Raw genomic sequence first — 20347 nt, forward strand, 5'->3', positions numbered from 1 at the left:
CGCTATCGCCCTATCATGACCGACGACCGCCTCCTCACCCCCGCCCGCACGGCCGAGGACGTCGACGCCGCGCTGCGCCCGAAGTCGCTCGATGATTTCGTGGGACAAAAGGCGGCGCGCGAGAATCTGCGGATCTTCATCAGCGCGGCGCGTGCGCGCGGCGATGCGCTGGATCATGTCCTGTTCTTCGGCCCGCCGGGCCTGGGCAAGACCACGCTGGCGCAGATCGTCGCGCGCGAAATGGGCGTTGGCTTCCGCGCCACTTCGGGCCCGGTGATCGCCAAATCGGGGGATCTCGCCGCCTTGCTCACCAATCTCGAAGATGGCGACGTGCTGTTCATCGACGAGATCCACCGTCTGCAACCGGCGGTCGAGGAGGTGCTTTATCCCGCAATGGAGGACCGCGCGCTCGATCTGATGATCGGCGAGGGGCCGAGCGCGCGCTCGGTACGGATCGATTTGCCGCGCTTCACGCTGATCGGCGCGACGACGCGGCAGGGCTTGCTCACCACGCCGCTTCGCGATCGTTTCGGCATTCCGGTGCGGCTGTCTTTCTACACGGTCGAGGAATTGACCAGCGTGGTCACGCGCGCGGCGGGGTTGCTCGGCCTCGCCATCTCGCCCGATGGCGCGACCGAGGTGGCGCGGCGTTCGCGCGGCACGCCGCGCATCGCCGGGCGGCTGTTGCGGCGGGTGCGCGATTTTGCCCATGCCGCCGGGCAGACCCAAGTCGATGCGCGCGCCGCCGATGCCGCGCTCAACCGGCTGGAAGTGGATCGGCTCGGGCTCGACGCGATGGACCGGCGCTATCTGATGATGATCGCCGACATTTATCGCGGTGGCCCGGTCGGCGTGGAGACACTCGCGGCCGGCCTCAGCGAACCGCGCGACACGGTCGAGGAAGTGATCGAGCCCTATCTCATCCAACTCGGCCTGATCGCGCGCACCGCGCGCGGGCGCTGCCTCAATGCAGGCGGGTGGAAGCATCTCGGCCTCACCCCGCCAGAAGGCGCGCAGGAAAGCCTGTTCGACGTTTAAAACTCCCCTCCCACTTGTGGGAGGGGCTGGGGGAGGGCAGCGTGAACGGGGAAACGGCACGTACACAAAGCCCCCCCCCTAACCCCTCCCGCACGCGGGAGGGGGATAAGAAAGCGTCCCCCAAACAAATCTTGTGCGGCGCACGATAGCCAAGCCCTGCACCAATCTGTTAGCCGGGTACCATGCCAAGCGCCGCCGCCTCCGCCCGCGAAATTCTCCGTCGTCTGCACGACGTGATGGCGTCGCGCACGCCCGCGCAGGCCAAGCTCAATGCAGTGGTCAACATCGTCGGTGAGGCGATGGTGAGCGAGGTCTGCTCGATCTACCTGCTGCGCGAGGGCGTGCTCGAACTCTATGCCACGCGCGGGCTGGCGCAGGAGGCGGTGCATGTCACCAAGCTGGCGCTCGGCGAAGGCCTGGTCGGCACGATCGCGCAGACCGTCGAGATGCTCAATCTCGACGAAGCGGCGAGCCATCCTGATTTCGTTCACAATCCCGAAACCGGCGAGGAAAAGTTCCGCAGCTTTGCCGGCGTACCGATCATCCGGCGCGAACGCGCGGTGGGGGTGCTGTCGGTCCAGCATGTCGACCCGCGCAAATATGACGAGGTCGAGATCGAAGCGTTGCAGACCGTGGCGATGGTGCTGAGCGAACTGATCGCCAATGCCGAACTGGTCGACGCCAGCGGTGCCGCGACGATGCGCCCGCAATCGACCGCGCCGATGCGCATCGCCGGGCTGAAGCTCGTCGACGGCATGGCGAGCGGGTATGCCGTGTTCCATCAGCCGCGCGTCCATGTCGAACATATCGTCGCCGAGGATACCGAGGCCGAGCGCCACCGCGTCTATGCCGCGTTCGACAAGATGCGCGAGCAGATTGAGCGCATCGCCGCGCAAGCCGAGTTCGGCGTCGGCGGCGAGCATGAAGAGGTGCTCGAGACCTATAAGATGTTCGCTTATGATGAGGGCTGGGCGCGGCGCATCAACGAAGCGATCGATTCCGGGCTGACGGCGGAAGCCGCGATCGAGCGCGTGCAGCAGCGCACCCGGATGCGGATGCGCCAGATCGACGATCCCTTGCTGGCCGACCGGATGCACGATCTTGAGGATCTCTCGAACCGGCTGTTGCGGATCGTCTCGGGGCAAATGGGCACCGCCGCGCAAATGGGCTTGCGGCAGGACACCATCCTGATCGCGCGCAATCTGGGGCCGGCCGAACTGCTCGAATATGATCGGCGGCGGCTGAAGGGCGTGCTGCTCGAAGAAGGGTCGCTGACGGCGCACGTCACCATCGTCGCCCGTGCGATGGGCGTGCCGGTGCTTGGCCGGGTGCGCGACGTGCGGCGGCTGATCGGCGAGGGCGATCTGCTGTTGCTCGACGTGACTGCGGGCAATGTGTTCGCGCGCCCCTCGGCAGCGATGGAGGAAGCGTTCGAGACCGCCCTCGAACTGCGCCAGAAACGCCGTGCGGTGTTCGCTGCGCTGAAGAGCGAGGCGCCGGTCACCAAGGACGGGCACCGGCTGACGGTGATGGTCAATGCGGGCTTGCGCGATGACGTGTCGGCGCTCGACGTGACCGGTGCCGACGGCATCGGCCTGTTCCGCACCGAATTCCAGTTCCTCGTCTCCGCCACCTTGCCCTCGCGCGAACGCCAGCAGCGGCTGTACCGCGACGTGCTCGATGCAGCGGGCGATCGACCCGTGGTGTTCCGCACGGTCGATATCGGCGGCGACAAGGCGCTGCCCTATCTCAACAAGGAAGATGCCGACGAGGAGAATCCGGCGATGGGCTGGCGCGCGCTGCGCCTCGCGCTCGAACGCGGCGGTTTGATGAAGGTCCAGGCGCGCGCGCTGCTGGAGGCCGCTGCCGGGCGCACGCTCAACGTGATGTTCCCGATGGTCAGCGAACCGTGGGAGTTTGACGAGGCGCGCGCTTTGTTCGAGGCGCAGCGCGACTGGCTGGGTGCGCGTGGCAAGAAGCTGCCGACCGAGATCCGCTATGGCGCGATGCTGGAAGTGCCGGCGCTCGCCGAACAGCTCGACTTGCTGCTGCCCAACATCGCGTTCCTCTCGGTCGGCACCAATGATCTGACGCAATTCCTGTTCGCCGCCGATCGCGCCAACCCAAAGCTCGCCGAACGTTATGATTGGCTGAGCGCCGCGATCCTGCGCTTCCTGCTCAAGCTGGTCGAGCCAACGCGGGCGGCGGGCGTGCAGTTGACCGTCTGCGGCGAAATGGGCGGCCGTCCGTTGGAAGCGATGGCGCTGATCGGGCTCGGGATCGACCGCCTGTCGATCACCCCCGCCGCGGTCGGCCCGATCAAGGCAATGGTGCGCTCGCTCGATCGCGCGGCGTTGACGGCGCATATGGTGGCGCTGCTCAAGGCCCCTCCGCGCGATATGCGCGGCGCGCTTTTGGCCTGGGCGACCGAAAACGGCGTTGAACTGGCGTGATCGGGCGATGGAGGATGCGACAGGGCGTTGACTTGTCTGCCCCCCTTTGTGAGACACGATTGCAGGGCAGGACAGAGATTGGGCCGCACCCATCCTGCCGGAGAGACGCATGACCGATCCGTTACCGTCCGAAGAGGCGACGCTGTTCCCCAAGACTGCCGGGGAAAAGCTGCGCGAAGCGCGCGAGGCGCAGGGCTTGTCCCTCGCCGAGATTGCGGCGCGGACGCGCGTGCCGGTGCGCCAGCTCGAGGCGATCGAACTCGGCAATTATGCGACCTTGCCCTCGATCACCTATTCGGTCGGTTTCGCCAAGGCCTATGCCCGCGCGGTCGGGATCGACGAAGTTGCGATCGCGCGCGAGGTGCGCGGTGCCAGCGATCAGCCCAATGCGGTGCGCCGCACCGAATATGAAGCCTATCAGATCGACGAACCCTCGCGCGTGCCGACGCGGGGACTGGCCATCGCGACCTTGTTGGTGGCGATCGTGCTGCTGGTTGGGGTCGGGGTGTTTTACGGCACCAACCTGTTTCACGGTGAGGAGAGCGTTCTGCCAGCCCCCGCTGCGGAACCAAGCACGGCGGTTGCGACTGCGCCGACGGCAACGCCCGTCGCTGCCGCACCGTCGGGCGCAGTGGTGCTGACCGCGACCGACGAAGTCTGGCTGAAAGTGTATGACAAGGCTGGAAAGACCTTGTTCATCGGCACGATGAAGGCCGGGGACACCTATGCGGTGCCCGGCGATGCTGTCGGCCCGATGATCAATGTCGGGCGGCCGGATAAAGTGCAGGTGACGGTGGGCGGAACGCAGGTCGCGCCGCTTGGCGATGGCAAGGTTGCGATCAAGGACGTCCCGATCGATGCGGCGACGCTCGGTGCGCGCGGCGCGGCACAGCCTGATCAGGGTGCGGCGGCATCCCCGTCGCCCACCGCGCCAACGCGTGCGGCGTCGCGGAGCACGGCAAGCCCCGCCGCGCATCGCGATCGTGCGGGTTCGGCCTCGGTCGAGCCGCCGCTCAATATCGCTGCACCCGCACCCGTCGCCCCGGAGCCGACCGGGCCCACGCCGGGCGCGACGCCGAAACCATGATCGTCTGCGCAATGGCGATGTTCGTTGCGCGATTTTTATTTACACCGGGGGGTGTCGAATGCGCACGTATCTGATCTCTGCACTGGTCGTGGCTGGAACCGCCCTGGCCCCCCAACCCGCGTTTGCCCAGCGCACGACCGGCGCTGCAATTGAGGGTCGGGTGGACCGGCTCGAAGGCGAGATGCGCGCGGTGCAGCGCAAGGTCTTTCCGGGCGGAAGCGGGCAATATGTCCAGCCCGAGAACCAGCCGACCAACCCGGACACGATCCTGTCGGGCTCGCCCACCAGCCCGGTCGCGGACCTGACCGCGCGCGTCGATTCGCTGGAAACGCAGTTGCGCGGCATGACCGCGCAAATCGAGACCAATCAGCATCGCCTGCAACTGGTCGAGGGGCGACTGAAGACGCTTGAAGCCAATGCAGCGGCTGCCGCTGCCGCAGCGGCGGCCGCAGCAGAGCCCGCACCGATCCAGTCGCCCGGTGCGGACGATCGCCCCACTCCGGTACGCCCCGCAGCGGACCGCCCCTCCGACAAACCGACGGCGGCCAGGCCAGCCCCGACCAAGGGCGGTGTGACCCCGCCGCCGGTCGTGCGCACGGTTGTTGCGAAGGATCCCGAACGCGGGGCGAAGCTCGCCGCGATCGATCGGCCGGACACGGGGGACGCTGCCGAAGACACCTATCTCTACGGCTATCGGCTGTGGGCGGCCAAGCTGTATCCTGAGGCTGAGGCGCAGTTCACCATCGTCACCACCAAATTCCCGACCCACAAGCGCGCGAGCTATGCGCAGAATCTGCTGGGTCGGTCGTATCTGGAAGATGGCAAGCCGTCGCTCGCCAGCCTTGCCTTTTACGACAATTACAAGAAGTGGCCCGATGGCGACCGCGCGCCCGAAAGCCTTTATTATCTGGCTCAGGCACTGGTGAAACTCGACAAGCCCGCCGCACAAGTGTGCAAGGTCTATACCGAGCTGACGCGGACTTACGGTGCCAAGGTCGATGCCGACCCCAAGATGAAGGCCGGCGTCGCCAAGGGCCGCGCGGCGGCCAATTGTTCGTGAGATGAGCATGCTCGACCGGGCAGCGGTCGAGCGGTTCGGCGGTGATCTTGCGCAGGTGCTGGGCGGTGTCGTCCCGCCCGGTGCGCCGATCGCGCTGGCGGTGTCGGGCGGGCCCGACAGCATGGCGATGCTCGCGCTCGCGGCGGCGGCCTTTCCGGGGCAAGTCCATGCCGCCACGGTCGATCACCGCTTGCGCGCCGCCGCTGCTGCGGAGGCGCGGATGGTTGCCGATTGGTGTGCCGACGCTGGCGTGCCGCACACCACGCTGGTGGTGGCAGAGCTGATCGGCCCAGCTTCGGTACAGGCGCACGCGAGGGCGGTACGCTATGATTTGCTGGTACGTTGGGCGGTTGAGATCGGCGCGCGCTGCCTTGCCACCGCGCACCATGCCGATGATCAGGCCGAAACCTTCCTGATGCGCGCCGCACGCGGGTCGGGTGTCGCCGGGCTGGCGGGCATCCGTGTCCGACACCGCCGCGAAATCGACCTTGTTCGCCCCTTGCTCGGCTGGCGCGTATCCGAGTTGCGGGCGTTGGCGGTGGCGGCGGCGGTGCCCTTCGTCGATGACCCCAGCAATGCCGACCCGCATTATGACCGCACGCGGTTTCGCGCGCTGCTGCGGGACACGCCGTGGCTTGATGCCGCGCAGGTCGCACGCTCGGCTGCGTATGTCGCCGAGGCCGATGCGACGCTGCGCGAGATCGAGGCGTGGCTATGGACGACGCGCAAGGTCACGCCCGAACGGATTGACGATCCCGACCTGCAAAGCTGGCTGGACCTGTCCGATCTGCCGCGTGAGGTGCAACGCCGGATGTGCCGTTCCGCGATCCATTCGGTGCGCGCGGCCAACGGTATCCTCCGCCCAATCTTCGACGACTCGACCAATATCGAACCGCTGCTGGACGCGCTCTTGGCGGGCACGACCGCGACTCAGGGGGGAATCATGGTGTCGGTGCGGGGAAAAGTGTGGCGTTTTGCCCCGCAACCACCGCGTCGCGCGCTCTGATCGACGAATTTGCTTGGCACATTCCATTGCCATTAATCCGCACGCGCCTATCTTGAGAGATCGAGAAAGGTACGTTTCCGCATGAACGACAACGACAAGCAGCCCGGCTCCGACACTGGCGGGCCCAACCCGTGGATGAAGTCGCTGCTCATCTGGGTTGGCATCCTCGTCGCGCTGGCACTGTTCGTCGCGCTGATCGGCAATCGCGAGCCCGGCGCGGCTGCGGCGCAGATCCCCTATTCGGCCTTCCTCGACAAGGTCGAGAGCGGCGCGGTGCACGATGTGAACATCGCCGGCGAAGTCGTCACGGGCACGTATAACGACACCACCAAATTCCGCACCTTCGCGCCGCAGGACCCGCGCCTGACCGATCGCCTGCGCGAAAAGGGCGTGGTGATCAGTGCCAAGCCCGAAGAGGGCGCGCCGATCTGGCAGATCCTGTTGGTCAATTCGCTGCCCTTCTTCCTGTTCCTCGGTCTTGGCTATTTCGTGCTGCGCCAGATGCAGAAGAACACCGGCTCGGGCGCGATGGGCTTTGGCAAGAGCCGCGCCAAGATGCTGACGCAGAAGGAAGGCCGCGTGACCTTCGATGATGTCGCTGGCATCGATGAAGCGCGTGAGGAACTGCAGGAGATCGTCGAGTTCCTCAAGGACCCGACCAAATTTGCGCGCCTCGGCGGCAAGATCCCCAAGGGCGCGCTGCTGGTCGGCTCGCCTGGCACCGGCAAGACGCTGCTCGCCCGCGCGATCGCGGGTGAGGCGGGCGTGCCGTTCTTCACCATTTCGGGTTCGGATTTCGTCGAGATGTTCGTCGGTGTCGGCGCCAGCCGGGTGCGCGACATGTTCGAACAGGCCAAGAAGTCGGCCCCGTGCATCGTCTTCATCGACGAAATCGACGCGGTTGGTCGCCATCGTGGTGCTGGCCTCGGCAATGGCAATGACGAGCGCGAACAGACGCTCAACCAGTTGCTGGTCGAGATGGACGGGTTCGAGGCGAACGAAGGCATCATCATCATTGCCGCCACCAACCGACCGGACGTGCTCGACCCAGCCTTGCTGCGTCCGGGCCGGTTCGATCGCCAAGTGGTCGTGCCCCGGCCCGATATCGAAGGCCGCGTGAAGATCCTCGAAGTGCATATGAAGAAGGTGCCGCTGGCACCCGACGTCGATGCGCGCGTCATCGCCCGCGGTACGCCCGGCTTCTCGGGTGCCGATCTTGCCAATCTGGTCAACGAAGCTGCTCTGCTGGCCGCCCGCAAGGGCAAGCGGCTGGTCGCGATGAGCGAGTTTGAGGAAGCCAAGGACAAGGTCATGATGGGTGCCGAACGGCGCTCGATGGTGATGACCGACGAAGAAAAGCGGATGACGGCCTATCACGAGGCCGGCCACGCGATCGTCTCGATCCACGAAGCGGCATCTGATCCGATCCACAAGGCGACGATCATCCCGCGCGGCCGCGCGCTGGGCATGGTGATGCGCCTGCCGGAGCGCGATTCGTACAGCTATCACCGCGACAAGATGTACGCCAACCTTGCCGTGTCGATGGGCGGGCGCGTCGCCGAGGAAGTGATCTTCGGCTATGACAAGGTGTCGTCTGGTGCTTCGTCGGACATTCAATATGCCACCGGCCTGGCGCGCGACATGGTCACCAAATGGGGCATGTCCGACAAGGTCGGCCCGGTCGAATATGCTCAGCCCGAAGGCGAATCCTTCCTTGGCTATTCGAATTCGCAGCCGGTGCGCATGTCCAACCAGACCGCGCAACTGATCGACGATGAGATCAAGGCGATCGTCCAGGGCGGGCTCGACCGCGCCAAGCATCTCCTGACGGAGCATATCGACCAGCTGCACCTGCTGGCAGGGGCCTTGCTCGAATATGAGACGCTGTCGGGCGATGAGATCCTGAAGCTCGTCGCCGAGGGCAGCATCAGCCGCGACGATGGCCCCAAATCGCCATCGGTGCCCGGCGCGGGTACCTCGATCCCCAAGACGCGCAAGCCCAAGGGCGGCAGCGGCTTCGGTAATCCGGCACCCGCCGGGGCCTGACGTTCCGCTCTCCGAGGCAAGAAAAGGCCGCGTCCGACATATCGGACGCGGCCTTTTTCCTGTGCTGCGGGGATCGGGTGGCGACGGGGCGGAGGGCTATTCCATCAGCCCCATCACAAGCAGCATCGCGACGAAGGCGAGCAACGCAACCCAGGCGAAGATCAGCAACGCAACCGTGCGCCACAGCGCCGATCGCTTGCGCAGGCTATAAGCACCGCGCAATTGCGCGAACATATGGACAGGAGGGATGATCAGCGCCGCGCGCTCGATCAGCCAATACGATACACCAGCGCTCGACAGCAGCGTCAGCGCCACCACCAACATCATCATGAAGGCGATCGAATAGGTCACGAAGATCGCGTGATCATACATCTGGAAGCGCCGCCGCCACAGAAACAGCAAGGCCACGAACGGCGTTGAGATCGGGATCAGCGCCCAGCTATATTTATACGCGCTCGATTGCAGCTTGTAGAGCACCAGCCCCGGATTCTCCCTCGCCTTGGCCAGCCCCTTGTCGAGCGCGTGCCAGCTGGTGTGGACGTCGTCGAAGCTGAGCGGAATGTCCTGCGCGGCCTTGCCCGACATCACATTGCGCGCTGCGGTGAGCGAGGTCATATCGTCCTTCACCTCAGCGATTTTCTCAGCCGCGCCGGGGGCATTGGGCGTCGCTTGCAGCTCGGCGAGCTGCGCTTTGCCCTTGGCGAGGTTCGCGTCGATGTTCTCGACTGCCTTGGTCCGCGCCTCGGGTGGCATGCCGACGCCGCCTTCCCCGGCAAGCGCGTGGATCGTCGCGAACATCAGGAACACCGAAAACAGGAACAGCGCGAGCGGCGAGACGAAGCGCGCGCGCTCGCCGGCAATGTAGCGCCGCGTCAGTGCACCGGGGTGGAACGCCAGCATCGGCAAGGTGCGCCAGATCTTGCCTTCGAAGTGGAAGACCCCGTGGAGCAGATCATGGCCGATGGAATGGAGCGAGCGGTGGACATGCCCCGCCTGACCGCAGGCGTGGCAGAAATCGCCCTGCAGCGACGTTCCGCAATTCAGGCAAAGCCCATGCTCATGGGCGCGGTGGACGATCTCGCCAGCATGCGGCTCGGCCACACGGCCAATCAGCATGCCCGTTGCGATATCGCCCGCTGCCCCGATTTCCCCCGACATGGGGCCAAGCATAGCAGCGGCTTTTGCGAATGCGATAGCTTTTGCGGGAGGCCATATGCTCGTGATACCGCCTGTGTCATGACCGATGCCACGACTCTGCTCGCCGACATGACCAACCGCGCCCGCGTCGCCGCCCGTACGCTGGCGACGCTGCCGACCGCGACCAAGGCGGCAGCGCTCCGCGCGGCCGCACAGGCGCTGCGCGATGCCGCGCCGCAGATCCTCGCCGCCAATGCCACCGATATGGCCAAGGCGACGGAAGCGGGGCTGTCGAACGCGATGCTCGACCGGCTGAAGCTCGATGCCGGGCGCGTGGCGGCGATGGCGGACGGCGTTGCCGCCGTTGCGGGCCTGGCCGATCCGGTCGGCGCGATCATCGATGAGCGCGAGCGCCCCAACGGCTTGCGTCTGCGCCGCGTACGCGTGCCGATCGGGGTGATCGGCATCATCTATGAGAGCCGCCCGAACGTGACCGCCGATGCCGCCGCACTCGCGGTGATGGCGGGCAACGCCGTCATCCTGCGCGGGGGCTCCGAAGCGATTGAGAGCAACCGCGCGATCCACGCCGCGCTCGTGTCGGGCCTGGTGGCCAAAGGCATTCCCGCCGATGCCGCGCAATTGGTGCCGACCACTGACCGCGCCGCCGTCGGTGCGATGCTGGCGGCGGACGGAGCATCGGGCACCGGTGCGATCGACTTGATCGTTCCGCGCGGCGGCAAGGGGCTGGTCGCGCGCGTCCAGGCGGAAGCGCGCGTGCCCGTGCTCGCGCATCTCGACGGCATCAACCACATCTATGTCGATGCCTCGGCCGATCCCGCGATGGCGCGCGCGATTGTCGTTGATGCCAAGATGCGGCGCACCGGCGTGTGCGGCGCGATGGAGACTTTGCTGATCGATCGCGCCTATCCCGATCCGGTGGGGCTGGTCTCCGCGTTGCGCGACGCCGGGTGCGAGGTGCGCGGTGGCCCCGGCTTGCGCGCACTGATACCCGATCTCGTGCCGACGACCGATATGGATTGGGACACCGAATATCTCGAGGCGATCGCGTCGGCGGGTCTGGTCGACGGGCTGGAAGGGGCATTGCGCTTCATCGCGCGGCACAGCTCGCACCACACCGACGCGATCGTCGCGGCGGATGAAAGCGTCGCGACGCGCTTCCTGGCCGAAGTGGACAGCGCGATCGTGCTATGGAACGCCTCCACGCAATTTGCCGATGGCGGGGAGTTTGGGCTCGGTGCTGAAATCGGCATTGCCACCGGACGGTTGCACGCACGCGGCCCGGTCGCACTGGAAGGGCTGACCACCTACAAATGGGTTGGCTATGGCACCGGGCAGGTGCGCGGTTGAAGACGCCGACACGGACGCGCATCGGCATTCTCGGCGGTTCGTTCAATCCAGCGCATGCGGGGCACCGCGCGATCAGCCTAGCGGCGCTCGACGCGCTCGCGCTCGATGAAGTGTGGTGGCTGGTGTCGCCGGGCAATCCGTTGAAGGAGAAGAGCGGCGACATGGCCCCGTTCGCCGCGCGCTTCGCCTCGGCCACGCGCGTCGCGCGGCACGCGCCGATCCGGGTGAGCGCGATCGAACAGCATCTCGGCACGCGCTACACCGTCGACACCGTCACCAAATTGAGGCGAATCTATCCCAAGAAGCAGTTCATCTGGCTGATGGGATCGGACAATCTCGCGCAGTTTGACCAGTGGAAAGGGTGGCGCCGGATCGCGCGTGAGGTTCCGATTGCGGTTATCGCGCGTCCGGGGTATGAACATGCTGCTCTCGCGGCTCCCGCGATGGGCTGGTTGCGGCGCGCACGTCGGCCCGCACACCAGGCGAAGAACTGGACGCAGTGGAGATTGCCGGCACTCGTGCTGTTGCGCTTCCGCCCCGACCCGCACTCCGCGACGCAGCTTCGTGCTGCCGACCCCGCCTGGCAGCGGCATTTCCTGCCAGATGAACCGTCTCCACCTTCTGCATAGGAATCGTCTTGGCCTCATCTTCTCCTGTTTATCGCGCGTCCGAACCCGATGAGGTCGAGGCGCTGCATCGGCTCGTGCTCGCGTCGCTCGACGACGATCAGGCGGTCGACACCATCTCGATTCCGCTTGCGGGCAAATCGAGCATCGCGGATTATATGGTCATCGCCAGCGGGCGGTCGACCCGTCAGGTCGCGTCGATGGCGCAGAAGCTCGCCGAAAAGATCAAGGGCGAGCTTGGCCGCCCGACCCGCATCGAAGGTTTGCCGACCGCCGATTGGGTGCTGCTCGATGCCGGTGACGTGATCGTGCATCTGTTCCGCCCCGAAGTGCGCACCTTCTACAATCTGGAACGGATGTGGGCGTTTGGCGATGCGCCGACGCCGCCGGTCGTGCCGACGGCCGAGGGTTGATCGCAATATCTTCTGCCTCCCCCGGCCTTCGCCGGGGACGTCGTGGGCTAAGACATCTCGCAACGGAGTAACCAATGCTGCTCCACATCGTCGCCCGTGGTCGGATCGGGCGCGGGCCGGAGGCCGAATTGGTCGAGCGCTATGTCAAACGGCTGGCCTGGCCGTTTAAGATGACCGAACTGCCCGATACCGGCGGCAAGATGCCCCCGGTCGAGCCTGGCACCCGCGTGGTGATGCTTGATGAGACGGGGCAGGTGCTGCCCTCGCGCGACCTTGCCGCGACGCTGGAGAAGTGGCGCGATGGCGGGGTGCGCGAGGCGCGCTTCCTGATCGGGGCGGCGGATGGCTTTGACGATGCGCAGCGCGCCGAGGCCGATGTGCTGCTGAGCTTCGGGCGGGCGACTTGGCCGCATTTGCTGGCGCGCGCGATGCTGGCGGAGCAATTGTACCGTGCAATCAGCATTCTCGCCAACCATCCTTATCACCGCGAGGGGTAAGATGCGCGGGCGGGGTTTTTTGATCGGAGCGGTGGCACTGGCGGGTGCGAGTGTGGCACCGGCGCAGGATACCGCCGACCAACGCCAGCGACTGGCCGAGGCCAAGGCGCAATCGGCCGCCGCTGCCGCGCGGTCGGCCGGGCTGGAACGCGCCGCCGCCATCGAGCGTGACCAGGCTGCCCAAGCCCGCGCCCAAGAAGCCGCCGTCGCGGCCCGCATTCAACAGGCCGAGGCCGATATCGCCGCCGGGCAAGCACGGATCGCGATCATCGACACGTTGCTGGCCGACCAGCGCGCGCGCCTCGCCGTGAAACAAGCGCCGGTCGCGCGGCTGATGGCGGCGCTGCAGTCGCTCGCGCGGCGTCCCGCCGTCATCAGTATGGTCCAGCCTGGCTCGGTCGATGATCTGGTCCATGTCCGCGCGGTGCTGTCCAGCACGCTGCCAGTCATCCGCGCGCGCACCGCCGATGTCCGCGCCGATCTGGCCCAGACGCGTGCGCTGCAGGAGCAAGCCGCGCTGGCGACGCGGGCGCTGGCCGAAAGTCGCGCGCGGCTGGAGGCACAACGGCTCGCGCTGACGCGGTTGGAGGCGGAGCACCGTTTGCGTTCGCGCACCCTTGGGCGCGACGCGCTGTTCGAATCCGATCGGGCGATCGCGCTCGGCGAAAAGGCGCGCGACATCGTCGATTTGATGGATACGATCGGCAATCAGGCGGCGACGCGCGAGAGCCTGCAATCGCTGCCGGGGCCGTTGCCGCGCCCGCCACGGCCGGGCGAAGCCGCCGCGCCGATTGACCCGATGCATTGGTCGAACGCCGCCCCGCCCTATCGCCTGCCGGTCCAGGGCAAAATCGTGACCGGGCTGGGCGAAGTGTCGGCGGCGGGGGTGCGGTCGCGCGGGCTGACGCTGGCACCGCTCGCGGGTGCGCAAGTCGTCGCGCCCGCCGCCGGACGCATCGCCTTTGCCGGGCCGTTTCGCGATTATGGGGCGATCGTCATCATCGATCATGGCGGCGGCTGGACCTCGCTGGTGGCCGGGCTCGCCAGCGTCAGCGTGCGGATCGGCGAGGCGGTCGGGCAGGGCGCGCCGATCGGTCAGGCCCAGCGCGGCGAAGCGCCGCGCGTGACGGTCGAGCTAAGGCGGCGCGATCGCGCGGTGGACATGACCGCGCTGATCGGCTGAGTCACGCTGCGTTCAGGGCGACCATGCTTTGCTCTGCGACGAAACCCCGCTACGGTGCGGCGATACCCTCTTGCTCGTACGAGTATCGAAACGATGTCGCGCTTCACCACCTCGCTGTTTCAGGCCTCCGCGATTGCTGCGGTGCTGGCCATTGTGCCGATCGGCACCAGCGCAATGGCGGCGGTTGACACCGGCACGTACCGCGAAATGTCGGTGTTTCTCGACGTGTTCAACCGCGTGAAGGCGGAATATGTCGACAAGGTCGACGATAAGGTGCTGGTCAAGGGCGCGATCCAGGGAATGCTCGCCGCGCTCGATCCGCACAGCGCGTATGAGACCGGGCTCGATTACGACAATCTCAAGATCCAGACGATGGGCAGCTATGGCGGCCTTGGCCTCACCGTCACGATGGAGGATGGCGCGGTCAAGGTGATGTCGCCACAGCCCGATGCGCCGGGCGCGCGCGCCGGGATCAAGTCGGGCGACTATATCACCCATATCGACGGCAAATTGATCTTTGGCGATTCACTGGATGAATCGATCCAGAAGATGCGCGGCGCGCCGGGCACCAAGGTCGCGCTGACGCTGCTGCGTCCAGGCCGCGACAAGCCGATTCAGGTGACGCTGGTGCGCGAGAAGATCGTGCAGAAGCCCGTCAAATGGAGCGTCAAGGACGGCGTTGGGGTCATCACCATCACTGCCTTTTCGGAACATACCGGCGAAGCGGTGACGGGCGCGATCCGCGGCATCGTCAAGCAGCTCGGCCACGATCCGCTCGGCTACATCATTGATCTGCGCGACAATGGCGGGGGGCTCCGCGACGAATCGATCGCGGTTGCCGACAATTTCCTCAGCAGCGGTGAAATCGTCTCGCAGCGCGGGCGCGACAAGGCCGATATCGAACCGTTCTACGCCGAATCTTATGTGAAGGGCGATCTCGCGCATGGCGTACCGATCATCGTGCTGACCAACGCAGGCACCGCATCGGCCTCCGAAATCGTCGCGGGCGCGCTGCAGGATCATCACCGCGCGCTGGTGATGGGCGAACGCTCGTTCGGCAAGGGATCGGTGCAGACGGTGATCGATCTTGGCGACAATGCCGCGCTGCGCTTGACCACCTCGCGTTATTATACCCCGTCCGGCCGATCGGTGCAGGAGGGCGGGATCGAGCCCGATATCGCGGTGCCGCAGCTTTCCGACCCCGATTACAAATCGCGGCCCGTGTTCCGCGAGGATGATTTGCGGCGGCATCTCATCAACGAAGTGAAGGCCAATAACGGCGCGCTGGAGGAAGACGGCAAGGTCGATCCGCGCTTTGCCGCGACCGCAGACGAGTTGAAAGCCAAGGGGGTCGATGACTTTCAGCTGAGCTATGCGCTGAAGACGCTCGCGCGGCTGTCGTCCACCCAATCCGTGACGGCGGCGAAGTAAGCGATGATCCGGGACCGTTTTCGCGCCGCGCGTTTGCTGGCATTGCTCATCCCGCTGGCGTTGCTCGGCGGGGCGCTGGCCTTTCAATATATCGGCAAGCTCTATCCGTGCGAGATGTGCTGGTGGCAGCGTTATCCGCACATCGCGGCGCTGGTGCTGGCGGCGCTTGCGTTTGTCGTGCCGGGACGCGTGGCGCGGACCGCGCTCGTCGGGCTGGCGGCGTTGGCGATTCTGGTCAGCGGCCTGATCGGGGTTTATCATGCCGGGGTCGAATATCATTGGTGGGCGGGCGTCACGGCTTGCACTTCGACGGTTTCGGGCCCGATCACGCTCGACAGCATCATGAACGCGCCGATCATCCGCTGCGACGTGGCGCAGTGGACGTTGTTCCATGTCTCGCTCGCCGGGTACAATGCGCTCTTTTCGAGTGTCGGTGCGTTCACCATCTTCGCGCTGATGCGGAGGAAGGCAGCATGACCCGCTGGAAACCCGGCGACCCGAAGCGCGCGACCGCAGCGATGGTGCGGGTCGATCAAGCTGGCGAATATGGTGCGACGCGCATCTACGCGGGGCAGCTAGCGGTGCTGGGCGATCGCAGCCCGGCGGCACGCGCGGTTGCGGGCATGGCCAATCAGGAGGAGCGCCACCGCGCGTTCTTCGATTCGATGATGGCGCGGCGCAGTGTGCGGCCAACCGTGCTGCAGCCGTTCTGGGATGTGGCGGGTTTTGCGCTCGGTGCGGTGACAGCGGCGATGGGCCCTGAAGCCGCGATGGCGTGCACCGCTGCCGTAGAAACCGAGATCGACAAGCATTATGCCGAGCAACTCGATGTGCTAGGGGATAGCGATCCGGAGCTTTCCGCCGCCATCCGCGATTTTCAGGCCGAAGAGGTCGAACATCGCGAAACGGCGCTGGCGGCGGGTGCGGAAAACGCTGTTGGATATCCGCTGCTCAGCGCGGTCATCCGGCTGGGCTGCAAGGTCGCCATCGCGACCGCGAAACGGATTTGACGGGAGACAGGATCATGGCGAACCTGACGACGAAGACAGTGTTGGCGGCGGCGGTGCTAAGTGGATTTGGCCTCGGGGGCGTCGCGCCCGCGCCGCTTGCCGCGCAGAATGTGCCGGTGCCGACACTGGTGATCTACGGCACGCAAAAGTGCCCGACCGATGCCGATGGCAATGAAATCGTGGTGTGCGTTCGCCGCAAGCCGGGCGAGCAGTTCCGTATCCCCAAGGAATTGCGCGAACTGAAGGTCACGCCCGAAAATGAAAGCTGGGCATCGCGGGCGGCGGCCAGTGACCGGGTCGGCGCATCGGGCATCGGCAGTTGCTCGACGGTCGGTGCCGGCGGGTCGACCGGCTGCTTCGCGCAGGCCGGGCGCACCTACAAGCGGGAAAAGCAGGAAGCCAAAGCCGACCAACGCGCCATCGAAGCCTCGCTGCCGTGATCGTTTGAGCGTGCAAGGGGGTGGCATGGCGCGCGGGAACGTCCTGACACGCGACAAGACGATAAAGCCGCTCGCGGCCGATGCTTATGAGAAAGTTCTCGCCATCGCTGCGTTGGTGTTGTTCGGGACCATCATGGTCGCGCTCGCCAAGGGATATCCAAGGTGGGGCGGGGTGCCGCTCGTCATCTGGGGCCATCTCGCCACGGTGATGCTGGCGCTGGTGCTGACGCCGGTGATGATGCTGCGGCCCCGCGGGGACAGGCCGCACCGGATCCTGGGCATGATTTGGGTCGTCGCCATGGTCCTGACGGCGGTTGAATCCTTCTTCGTGCGCTCCACCAATCACGGGCGTTTCAGCGTCATCCATATCATTTCGGCCTATGTCGTGATCGCCGCACCCTTGCTCTGGTGGAGCGCGCGCAACCACCGTATCGCCTCGCACCGACGGCAAGTGCGCGGGATGGTGACGGGTGCACTGCTGATTGCGGGCTTTTTCACCCTCCCGTTCGGGCGCTTGCTTGGCCAATGGCTGTTTGCCTGATTTCATGAGCGAGCCTGACACGACCGTTCGCGCTCCGCATGCGGCGGCGCTCCTGCTGTTCGCGCTCGTGTGGCTGTCGTGCGTGTGGTTCGGTTCGTTCGAACTCAACCCCAATAACGCCACGCGCCTGTTTGGCGCGCTCGCGCTGGTCGAGCGCGGCGAGGCGACGATCGATCGTTACGAGACGCTGACGATCGACAAGGCGCAGTTCGAAACCAAGACCGGCACCCATTATTATATGGATAAAGCGCCGGGCATGACGCTGATGGCGGCCCCGGTGGTTTGGGCGGCCGATCGCCTGGCGGGTGCGCAATCCTATGATGAAGTGATCGACATCACCAATCTCCGGCTCGCCAATTTCCTGCGGCTGCGCTTGTGGCTGGCGGTGGCATTCGGGTCGGCGCTGTTGACGGCCTTTGCGACGGTGCTGCTGTTCGATTTCGGCACTGGCCTCACCGGCAGCCCGGCCGCCGGGCTGTTTGCGGCGCTGGGGTATGCCTTGGGGTCGGTGATATGGGGCTGGTCGACCACGATGTTCGGCCATGCCTCGGTCGCGGCGCTGTTTCTGATCGCGACCTGGGCGATCTGGCGTGGCACGTCGGGCGCGACGGAGCTTGGCCGCTGGCGCTATCCGGTGATGGCCGGGTTGGCGCTTGGCTGGGGGGTTGCGGTGGAATTTCAGGCGGCCTTGGGCGGCCTTGCCATCGGGCTATGGGCCTTGTGGCGCAGCCGGGGGGTGGTGTGGCCGATGCGGTGGCGATTGTATGCGCTGGCGGTTGCGTCTGCGGTGGTCGCGGTGCTGCCGATGCTGGCCTATAATCAGTTCGCGTTCGGGACGCCGTTCATGACCGGCTATCGCGGCGTGGTCGGGTTTAGCGGGATGAATCAGGGGCTGTTCGGGCTGACCTACCCAAAACCGGAAGCGCTGCTCGGCATCACGCTTGGCCTGCGGCGCGGCCTGGTGTGGGTGGCACCGGCGCTCGTGATGGGCGGGGTGGGTGTGGTCTATTGGCTGCGCGACCGGCGGACTCGCGACTTCGGCATCTTGGCGGTTTGTGTGATCGGCATCGTGCTCTTGCTCAATGCCTCCTACGCCTATTGGGATGGCGGTGCCTCAACCGGGCCGCGCCATTCGGTGCCGGCGATTCCCTTTCTGGCGCTTGGTCTCGCCCCGTTCTGGGCCTCGCTGCGATCGCGCGCGGCGAAGCGTGCGGCGGTGGCGCTGCTCGGGCTGTCGATGATCCTCAATCTGGTGATCGCATCGACCGACATCTTCGCGCCGGAAAACATGGCGACGCCGGTATGGACGCGCAATTTTGTCGGCCTGTTCGCGCACGGCAAGTTCAACACGTTGGCCAATGTCTATTGGGGCTGGCAGCCTTGGTTTGGCTTTGCCTTATATCTCGACGTGGCGTTGCCGATGCTGGGGCTGATCCTGTGGTGGACACGGGCCGCGGAGCGCGACCGGCGGCTCGCGCCGTCAGTATAAACGCCCGCCATTGGGCACGGGGAGGGTGGGTTGCACCAGCACGACCTCGCCCTCCGCATCGGGAAAGCCCAGCGTCAGCACTTCGGACAGGACCGGGCCGATCTGGCGCGGCGGAAAGTTCACCACCGCCGCCACCTGCTGCCCCGGCAATTCCTCCAGCGTGTAGCGCTTGGTGATTTGCGCCGAGGAGCGTTTGATCCCGATCTCCGGCCCGAAATCGATCTTCAACCGATAGGCCGGTTTGCGCGCCTCCGGGAAGGGCAAGGCCTCGACGATCGTCCCGACGCGAATGTCGAGCTTCAGGAATTCGTCGAAGGTGACGCGCTCAGAAATCGACATCGTCATAGTGTTTTGGAGGAACGATCCCTTCCATCCGCTCGGACAGCAACGGGCGGAAGCTCGGGCGGCTCTTGAACCCGCGATACCATTTCGCGGTCTGTTCGTGATTCTTCCAGTCGATACCGCCGAGATAATCGGCGACCGAAATCTGCGCGGCGGCGGCGAGGTCGGCCAGGCTCATCGTCGATCCTGCCATCCAATTATGATGGTCGAGCAGATAATCGGTATAATCGAGGTGCCGCACCGCCGCCTTCATCGCGTCGCGCAGCTTGCGCGCGTCGGGCGGCTCCTTGGTGACCAGCCGCTTTTCCATGCGTTCGTGCAGCAGCGGTGCCACGATATCGGCGAAGAATTGCGAATCGAACCAAGCCACGAGACGGCGGATTTCGGCGCGGTTGACGGCGGTGCCGTTGAGCATCGCGTTCTTCTCGACGGTTTCCTCAAGATATTCGCAAATCGCCATCGAATCCATCAGGCGGATGCTGCGCTGCTTGTCCGTCATCACCGGCACCTGGCCCGCCGGATTCATGTCGAGGAATTCGTCGCGCTGCTCCCACGGGTTTTCGCGGATGAGCTCGCAGCCGACGCCCTTTTCCCCCAGCAGCAGGCGCACCTTGCGCGAAAACGGGCAGAGCGGGAATTGAAAGAGTTGCCACATAGGCCCGTCGTAGAAGCTGCGCGGCGGCGGGGGAAGATGGCTTGACGCGGGATTCGGTCGATCGACCCCTTTGCGCCATGCCCGACGCCACTCGAGATATTAGCGGAGCGACTCCATCTCCGCCCGCGTCTGGTCGAGCAGGTGGCGGATCCGGTCGGAGGTGCGCTTGAGCTCGGCGCTCATGCTGGCAACGTCCTGCATCGCCCGACCGGTAGCCGCGACCGCGCCGCGCGCGCTTTCGTGCAGATCGCGGCGGTAATTGGGGTTGGAACGGGCCGCGAGATCGCCGAGCGTATTGTCCGGTCGCACATTGGCGCGCGGATCGGCATAATGCGCCAGCGGGCCGACATGGGTCTGGAGCAGGGCATCTGCGAATTCATCGACGGTGGCGCCAAGGCCTTCCTGAACCAGCGGCGTCGACAGCGCCGAGCCGATTTGCTGCGCATCCAGAGCGGGCGCGCGGTCCTGCGCAAAAACGGGCGAGGCCAGCCCGAGCGCGAAAACACTGACGAGAAGAAACCGCAT

At 65.8% G+C, this 20347-nt stretch carries 21 protein-coding genes; 17 read left to right on the forward strand and 4 right to left on the reverse strand.

Annotated features, from left to right (window positions below; translation table 11 throughout):
* Positions 1-15: 15 nt before the first annotated feature.
* The 6 genes from ruvB to ftsH all read left to right on the forward strand — a co-directional run bounded on the left by ruvB (position 16) and on the right by ftsH (position 8690).
* Positions 16-1038 carry a Holliday junction branch migration DNA helicase RuvB gene (gene ruvB, locus H4W01_RS00835; protein WP_209609494.1) on the forward strand — a complete coding sequence of 341 codons (1023 nt, stop codon included), beginning with the start codon at positions 16-18 and terminating at the stop codon, positions 1036-1038.
* A 182-nt stretch (positions 1039-1220) separates the two neighbouring features.
* Positions 1221-3491 carry a phosphoenolpyruvate--protein phosphotransferase gene (ptsP, locus tag H4W01_RS00840; RefSeq protein WP_209609495.1) on the forward strand — a complete coding sequence of 757 codons (2271 nt, stop codon included), beginning with the start codon at positions 1221-1223 and terminating at the stop codon, positions 3489-3491.
* Positions 3492-3600: 109 nt separating this feature from the next.
* Positions 3601-4578: a helix-turn-helix domain-containing protein gene (locus H4W01_RS00845; protein ID WP_209609496.1), complete on the forward strand. Its 978-nt coding sequence runs from the start codon at positions 3601-3603 to the stop codon at positions 4576-4578.
* A 58-nt stretch (positions 4579-4636) separates the two neighbouring features.
* Positions 4637-5638: a tetratricopeptide repeat protein gene (locus tag H4W01_RS00850; RefSeq protein WP_209609497.1), complete on the forward strand. Its 1002-nt coding sequence runs from the start codon at positions 4637-4639 to the stop codon at positions 5636-5638.
* A 7-nt stretch (positions 5639-5645) separates the two neighbouring features.
* Positions 5646-6644 (forward strand): tRNA lysidine(34) synthetase TilS, encoded by a 999-nt coding sequence (gene tilS / locus H4W01_RS00855; protein WP_209609498.1) that lies wholly within the window; start codon positions 5646-5648, stop codon positions 6642-6644.
* A gap of 81 nt (positions 6645-6725) precedes the next feature.
* Positions 6726-8690: an ATP-dependent zinc metalloprotease FtsH gene (gene ftsH, locus H4W01_RS00860; protein ID WP_010406494.1), complete on the forward strand. Its 1965-nt coding sequence runs from the start codon at positions 6726-6728 to the stop codon at positions 8688-8690.
* Positions 8691-8786: 96 nt separating this feature from the next.
* Here ftsH and H4W01_RS00865 read toward each other — a convergent pair whose 3' ends face one another.
* Positions 8787-9848, reverse strand: coding sequence for a DUF3667 domain-containing protein (locus H4W01_RS00865; protein WP_334685098.1), 1062 nt, complete (start codon positions 9846-9848; stop codon positions 8787-8789).
* A 78-nt stretch (positions 9849-9926) separates the two neighbouring features.
* Here H4W01_RS00865 and H4W01_RS00870 point away from each other — a divergent pair, with 78 nt between their 5' ends.
* The 11 genes from H4W01_RS00870 to H4W01_RS00920 all read left to right on the forward strand — a co-directional run bounded on the left by H4W01_RS00870 (position 9927) and on the right by H4W01_RS00920 (position 18825).
* A complete protein-coding gene (locus H4W01_RS00870) occupies positions 9927-11195 on the forward strand; it encodes a glutamate-5-semialdehyde dehydrogenase (RefSeq protein ID WP_209609500.1) in 1269 nt (422 codons plus the stop codon).
* Entirely contained in the window at positions 11159-11824 is a 666-nt protein-coding gene (locus H4W01_RS00875; RefSeq protein WP_209609501.1) for a nicotinate-nucleotide adenylyltransferase, read from the forward strand. Before H4W01_RS00870 ends, H4W01_RS00875 begins: the two co-directional genes overlap by 37 nt.
* A gap of 8 nt (positions 11825-11832) precedes the next feature.
* Positions 11833-12234: a ribosome silencing factor gene (gene rsfS / locus H4W01_RS00880; protein ID WP_209609502.1), complete on the forward strand. Its 402-nt coding sequence runs from the start codon at positions 11833-11835 to the stop codon at positions 12232-12234.
* Positions 12235-12308: 74 nt separating this feature from the next.
* A complete protein-coding gene (locus tag H4W01_RS00885) occupies positions 12309-12731 on the forward strand; it encodes a 23S rRNA (pseudouridine(1915)-N(3))-methyltransferase RlmH (protein WP_209609503.1) in 423 nt (140 codons plus the stop codon).
* Between the two features lies 1 nt (position 12732).
* Positions 12733-13914, forward strand: a complete 1182-nt coding sequence (locus H4W01_RS00890) for a murein hydrolase activator EnvC family protein (RefSeq protein WP_209609504.1) — start codon at positions 12733-12735, stop codon at positions 13912-13914.
* Positions 13915-14007: 93 nt separating this feature from the next.
* Entirely contained in the window at positions 14008-15345 is a 1338-nt protein-coding gene (locus H4W01_RS00895; RefSeq protein WP_010406502.1) for a S41 family peptidase, read from the forward strand.
* Between the two features lie 3 nt (positions 15346-15348).
* On the forward strand, positions 15349-15822 hold the full coding sequence (locus H4W01_RS00900; protein WP_209609505.1) for a disulfide bond formation protein B: 474 nt from the start codon (positions 15349-15351) through the stop codon (positions 15820-15822).
* Positions 15819-16355, forward strand: coding sequence for a demethoxyubiquinone hydroxylase family protein (locus H4W01_RS00905; protein WP_010406504.1), 537 nt, complete (start codon positions 15819-15821; stop codon positions 16353-16355). The genes H4W01_RS00900 and H4W01_RS00905 overlap by 4 nt, the downstream gene beginning before the upstream one ends.
* A gap of 14 nt (positions 16356-16369) precedes the next feature.
* Complete coding sequence (locus H4W01_RS00910) at positions 16370-16795, forward strand: hypothetical protein (protein ID WP_209609506.1); 426 nt, start codon at positions 16370-16372, stop codon at positions 16793-16795.
* Positions 16796-16820: 25 nt separating this feature from the next.
* Positions 16821-17336: a DUF2306 domain-containing protein gene (locus H4W01_RS00915; protein ID WP_209609507.1), complete on the forward strand. Its 516-nt coding sequence runs from the start codon at positions 16821-16823 to the stop codon at positions 17334-17336.
* 4 nt (positions 17337-17340) lie between these two features.
* Positions 17341-18825, forward strand: a complete 1485-nt coding sequence (locus tag H4W01_RS00920) for a hypothetical protein (RefSeq protein ID WP_209609508.1) — start codon at positions 17341-17343, stop codon at positions 18823-18825.
* Here H4W01_RS00920 and H4W01_RS00925 read toward each other — a convergent pair.
* The 3 genes from H4W01_RS00925 to H4W01_RS00935 form a co-directional block, all read right to left on the reverse strand.
* Positions 18817-19164 (reverse strand): tRNA-binding protein, encoded by a 348-nt coding sequence (locus H4W01_RS00925; protein WP_209609509.1) that lies wholly within the window; start codon positions 19162-19164, stop codon positions 18817-18819. The two genes, H4W01_RS00920 and H4W01_RS00925, sit on opposite strands and share 9 nt — an antisense overlap.
* Positions 19151-19822, reverse strand: a complete 672-nt coding sequence (locus tag H4W01_RS00930; protein ID WP_209609510.1) for a glutathione S-transferase family protein — start codon at positions 19820-19822, stop codon at positions 19151-19153. Before H4W01_RS00930 ends, H4W01_RS00925 begins: the two co-directional genes overlap by 14 nt.
* Before the next feature lie 99 nt (positions 19823-19921).
* Positions 19922-20347, reverse strand: a complete 426-nt coding sequence (locus H4W01_RS00935) for a hypothetical protein (protein ID WP_209609511.1) — start codon at positions 20345-20347, stop codon at positions 19922-19924.

The organism is Sphingomonas sp. PL20, assembly GCF_017875905.1.
Lineage (GTDB): Bacteria > Pseudomonadota > Alphaproteobacteria > Sphingomonadales > Sphingomonadaceae > Sphingomonas > Sphingomonas echinoides.

Excerpts from the sequence above, each read along its gene's own strand:
- H4W01_RS00935 (WP_209609511.1), bottom strand. The coding sequence starts at position 20,347 with ATGCGGTTTCTTCTCGTCAGTGTTTTCGCGCTCGGGCTGGCCTCGCCC.
- H4W01_RS00875 (WP_209609501.1), top strand. The coding sequence starts at position 11,159 with ATGGGTTGGCTATGGCACCGGGCAGGTGCGCGGTTGAAGACGCCGACA.
- H4W01_RS00865 (WP_334685098.1), bottom strand. The coding sequence starts at position 9,848 with ATGTCGGGGGAAATCGGGGCAGCGGGCGATATCGCAACGGGCATGCTG.
- H4W01_RS00925 (WP_209609509.1), bottom strand. The coding sequence starts at position 19,164 with ATGTCGATTTCTGAGCGCGTCACCTTCGACGAATTCCTGAAGCTCGAC.
- H4W01_RS00910 (WP_209609506.1), top strand. The coding sequence starts at position 16,370 with ATGGCGAACCTGACGACGAAGACAGTGTTGGCGGCGGCGGTGCTAAGT.
- H4W01_RS00915 (WP_209609507.1), top strand. The coding sequence starts at position 16,821 with ATGGCGCGCGGGAACGTCCTGACACGCGACAAGACGATAAAGCCGCTC.
- H4W01_RS00920 (WP_209609508.1), top strand. The coding sequence starts at position 17,341 with ATGAGCGAGCCTGACACGACCGTTCGCGCTCCGCATGCGGCGGCGCTC.
- H4W01_RS00905 (WP_010406504.1), top strand. The coding sequence starts at position 15,819 with ATGACCCGCTGGAAACCCGGCGACCCGAAGCGCGCGACCGCAGCGATG.
- ptsP (WP_209609495.1), top strand. The coding sequence starts at position 1,221 with ATGCCAAGCGCCGCCGCCTCCGCCCGCGAAATTCTCCGTCGTCTGCAC.
- H4W01_RS00870 (WP_209609500.1), top strand. The coding sequence starts at position 9,927 with ATGACCGATGCCACGACTCTGCTCGCCGACATGACCAACCGCGCCCGC.
- tilS (WP_209609498.1), top strand. The coding sequence starts at position 5,646 with ATGCTCGACCGGGCAGCGGTCGAGCGGTTCGGCGGTGATCTTGCGCAG.
- ruvB (WP_209609494.1), top strand. The coding sequence starts at position 16 with ATGACCGACGACCGCCTCCTCACCCCCGCCCGCACGGCCGAGGACGTC.
- H4W01_RS00850 (WP_209609497.1), top strand. The coding sequence starts at position 4,637 with ATGCGCACGTATCTGATCTCTGCACTGGTCGTGGCTGGAACCGCCCTG.
- H4W01_RS00885 (WP_209609503.1), top strand. The coding sequence starts at position 12,309 with ATGCTGCTCCACATCGTCGCCCGTGGTCGGATCGGGCGCGGGCCGGAG.
- H4W01_RS00900 (WP_209609505.1), top strand. The coding sequence starts at position 15,349 with ATGATCCGGGACCGTTTTCGCGCCGCGCGTTTGCTGGCATTGCTCATC.
- ftsH (WP_010406494.1), top strand. The coding sequence starts at position 6,726 with ATGAACGACAACGACAAGCAGCCCGGCTCCGACACTGGCGGGCCCAAC.
- H4W01_RS00895 (WP_010406502.1), top strand. The coding sequence starts at position 14,008 with ATGTCGCGCTTCACCACCTCGCTGTTTCAGGCCTCCGCGATTGCTGCG.
- H4W01_RS00930 (WP_209609510.1), bottom strand. The coding sequence starts at position 19,822 with ATGTGGCAACTCTTTCAATTCCCGCTCTGCCCGTTTTCGCGCAAGGTG.
- H4W01_RS00845 (WP_209609496.1), top strand. The coding sequence starts at position 3,601 with ATGACCGATCCGTTACCGTCCGAAGAGGCGACGCTGTTCCCCAAGACT.
- H4W01_RS00890 (WP_209609504.1), top strand. The coding sequence starts at position 12,733 with ATGCGCGGGCGGGGTTTTTTGATCGGAGCGGTGGCACTGGCGGGTGCG.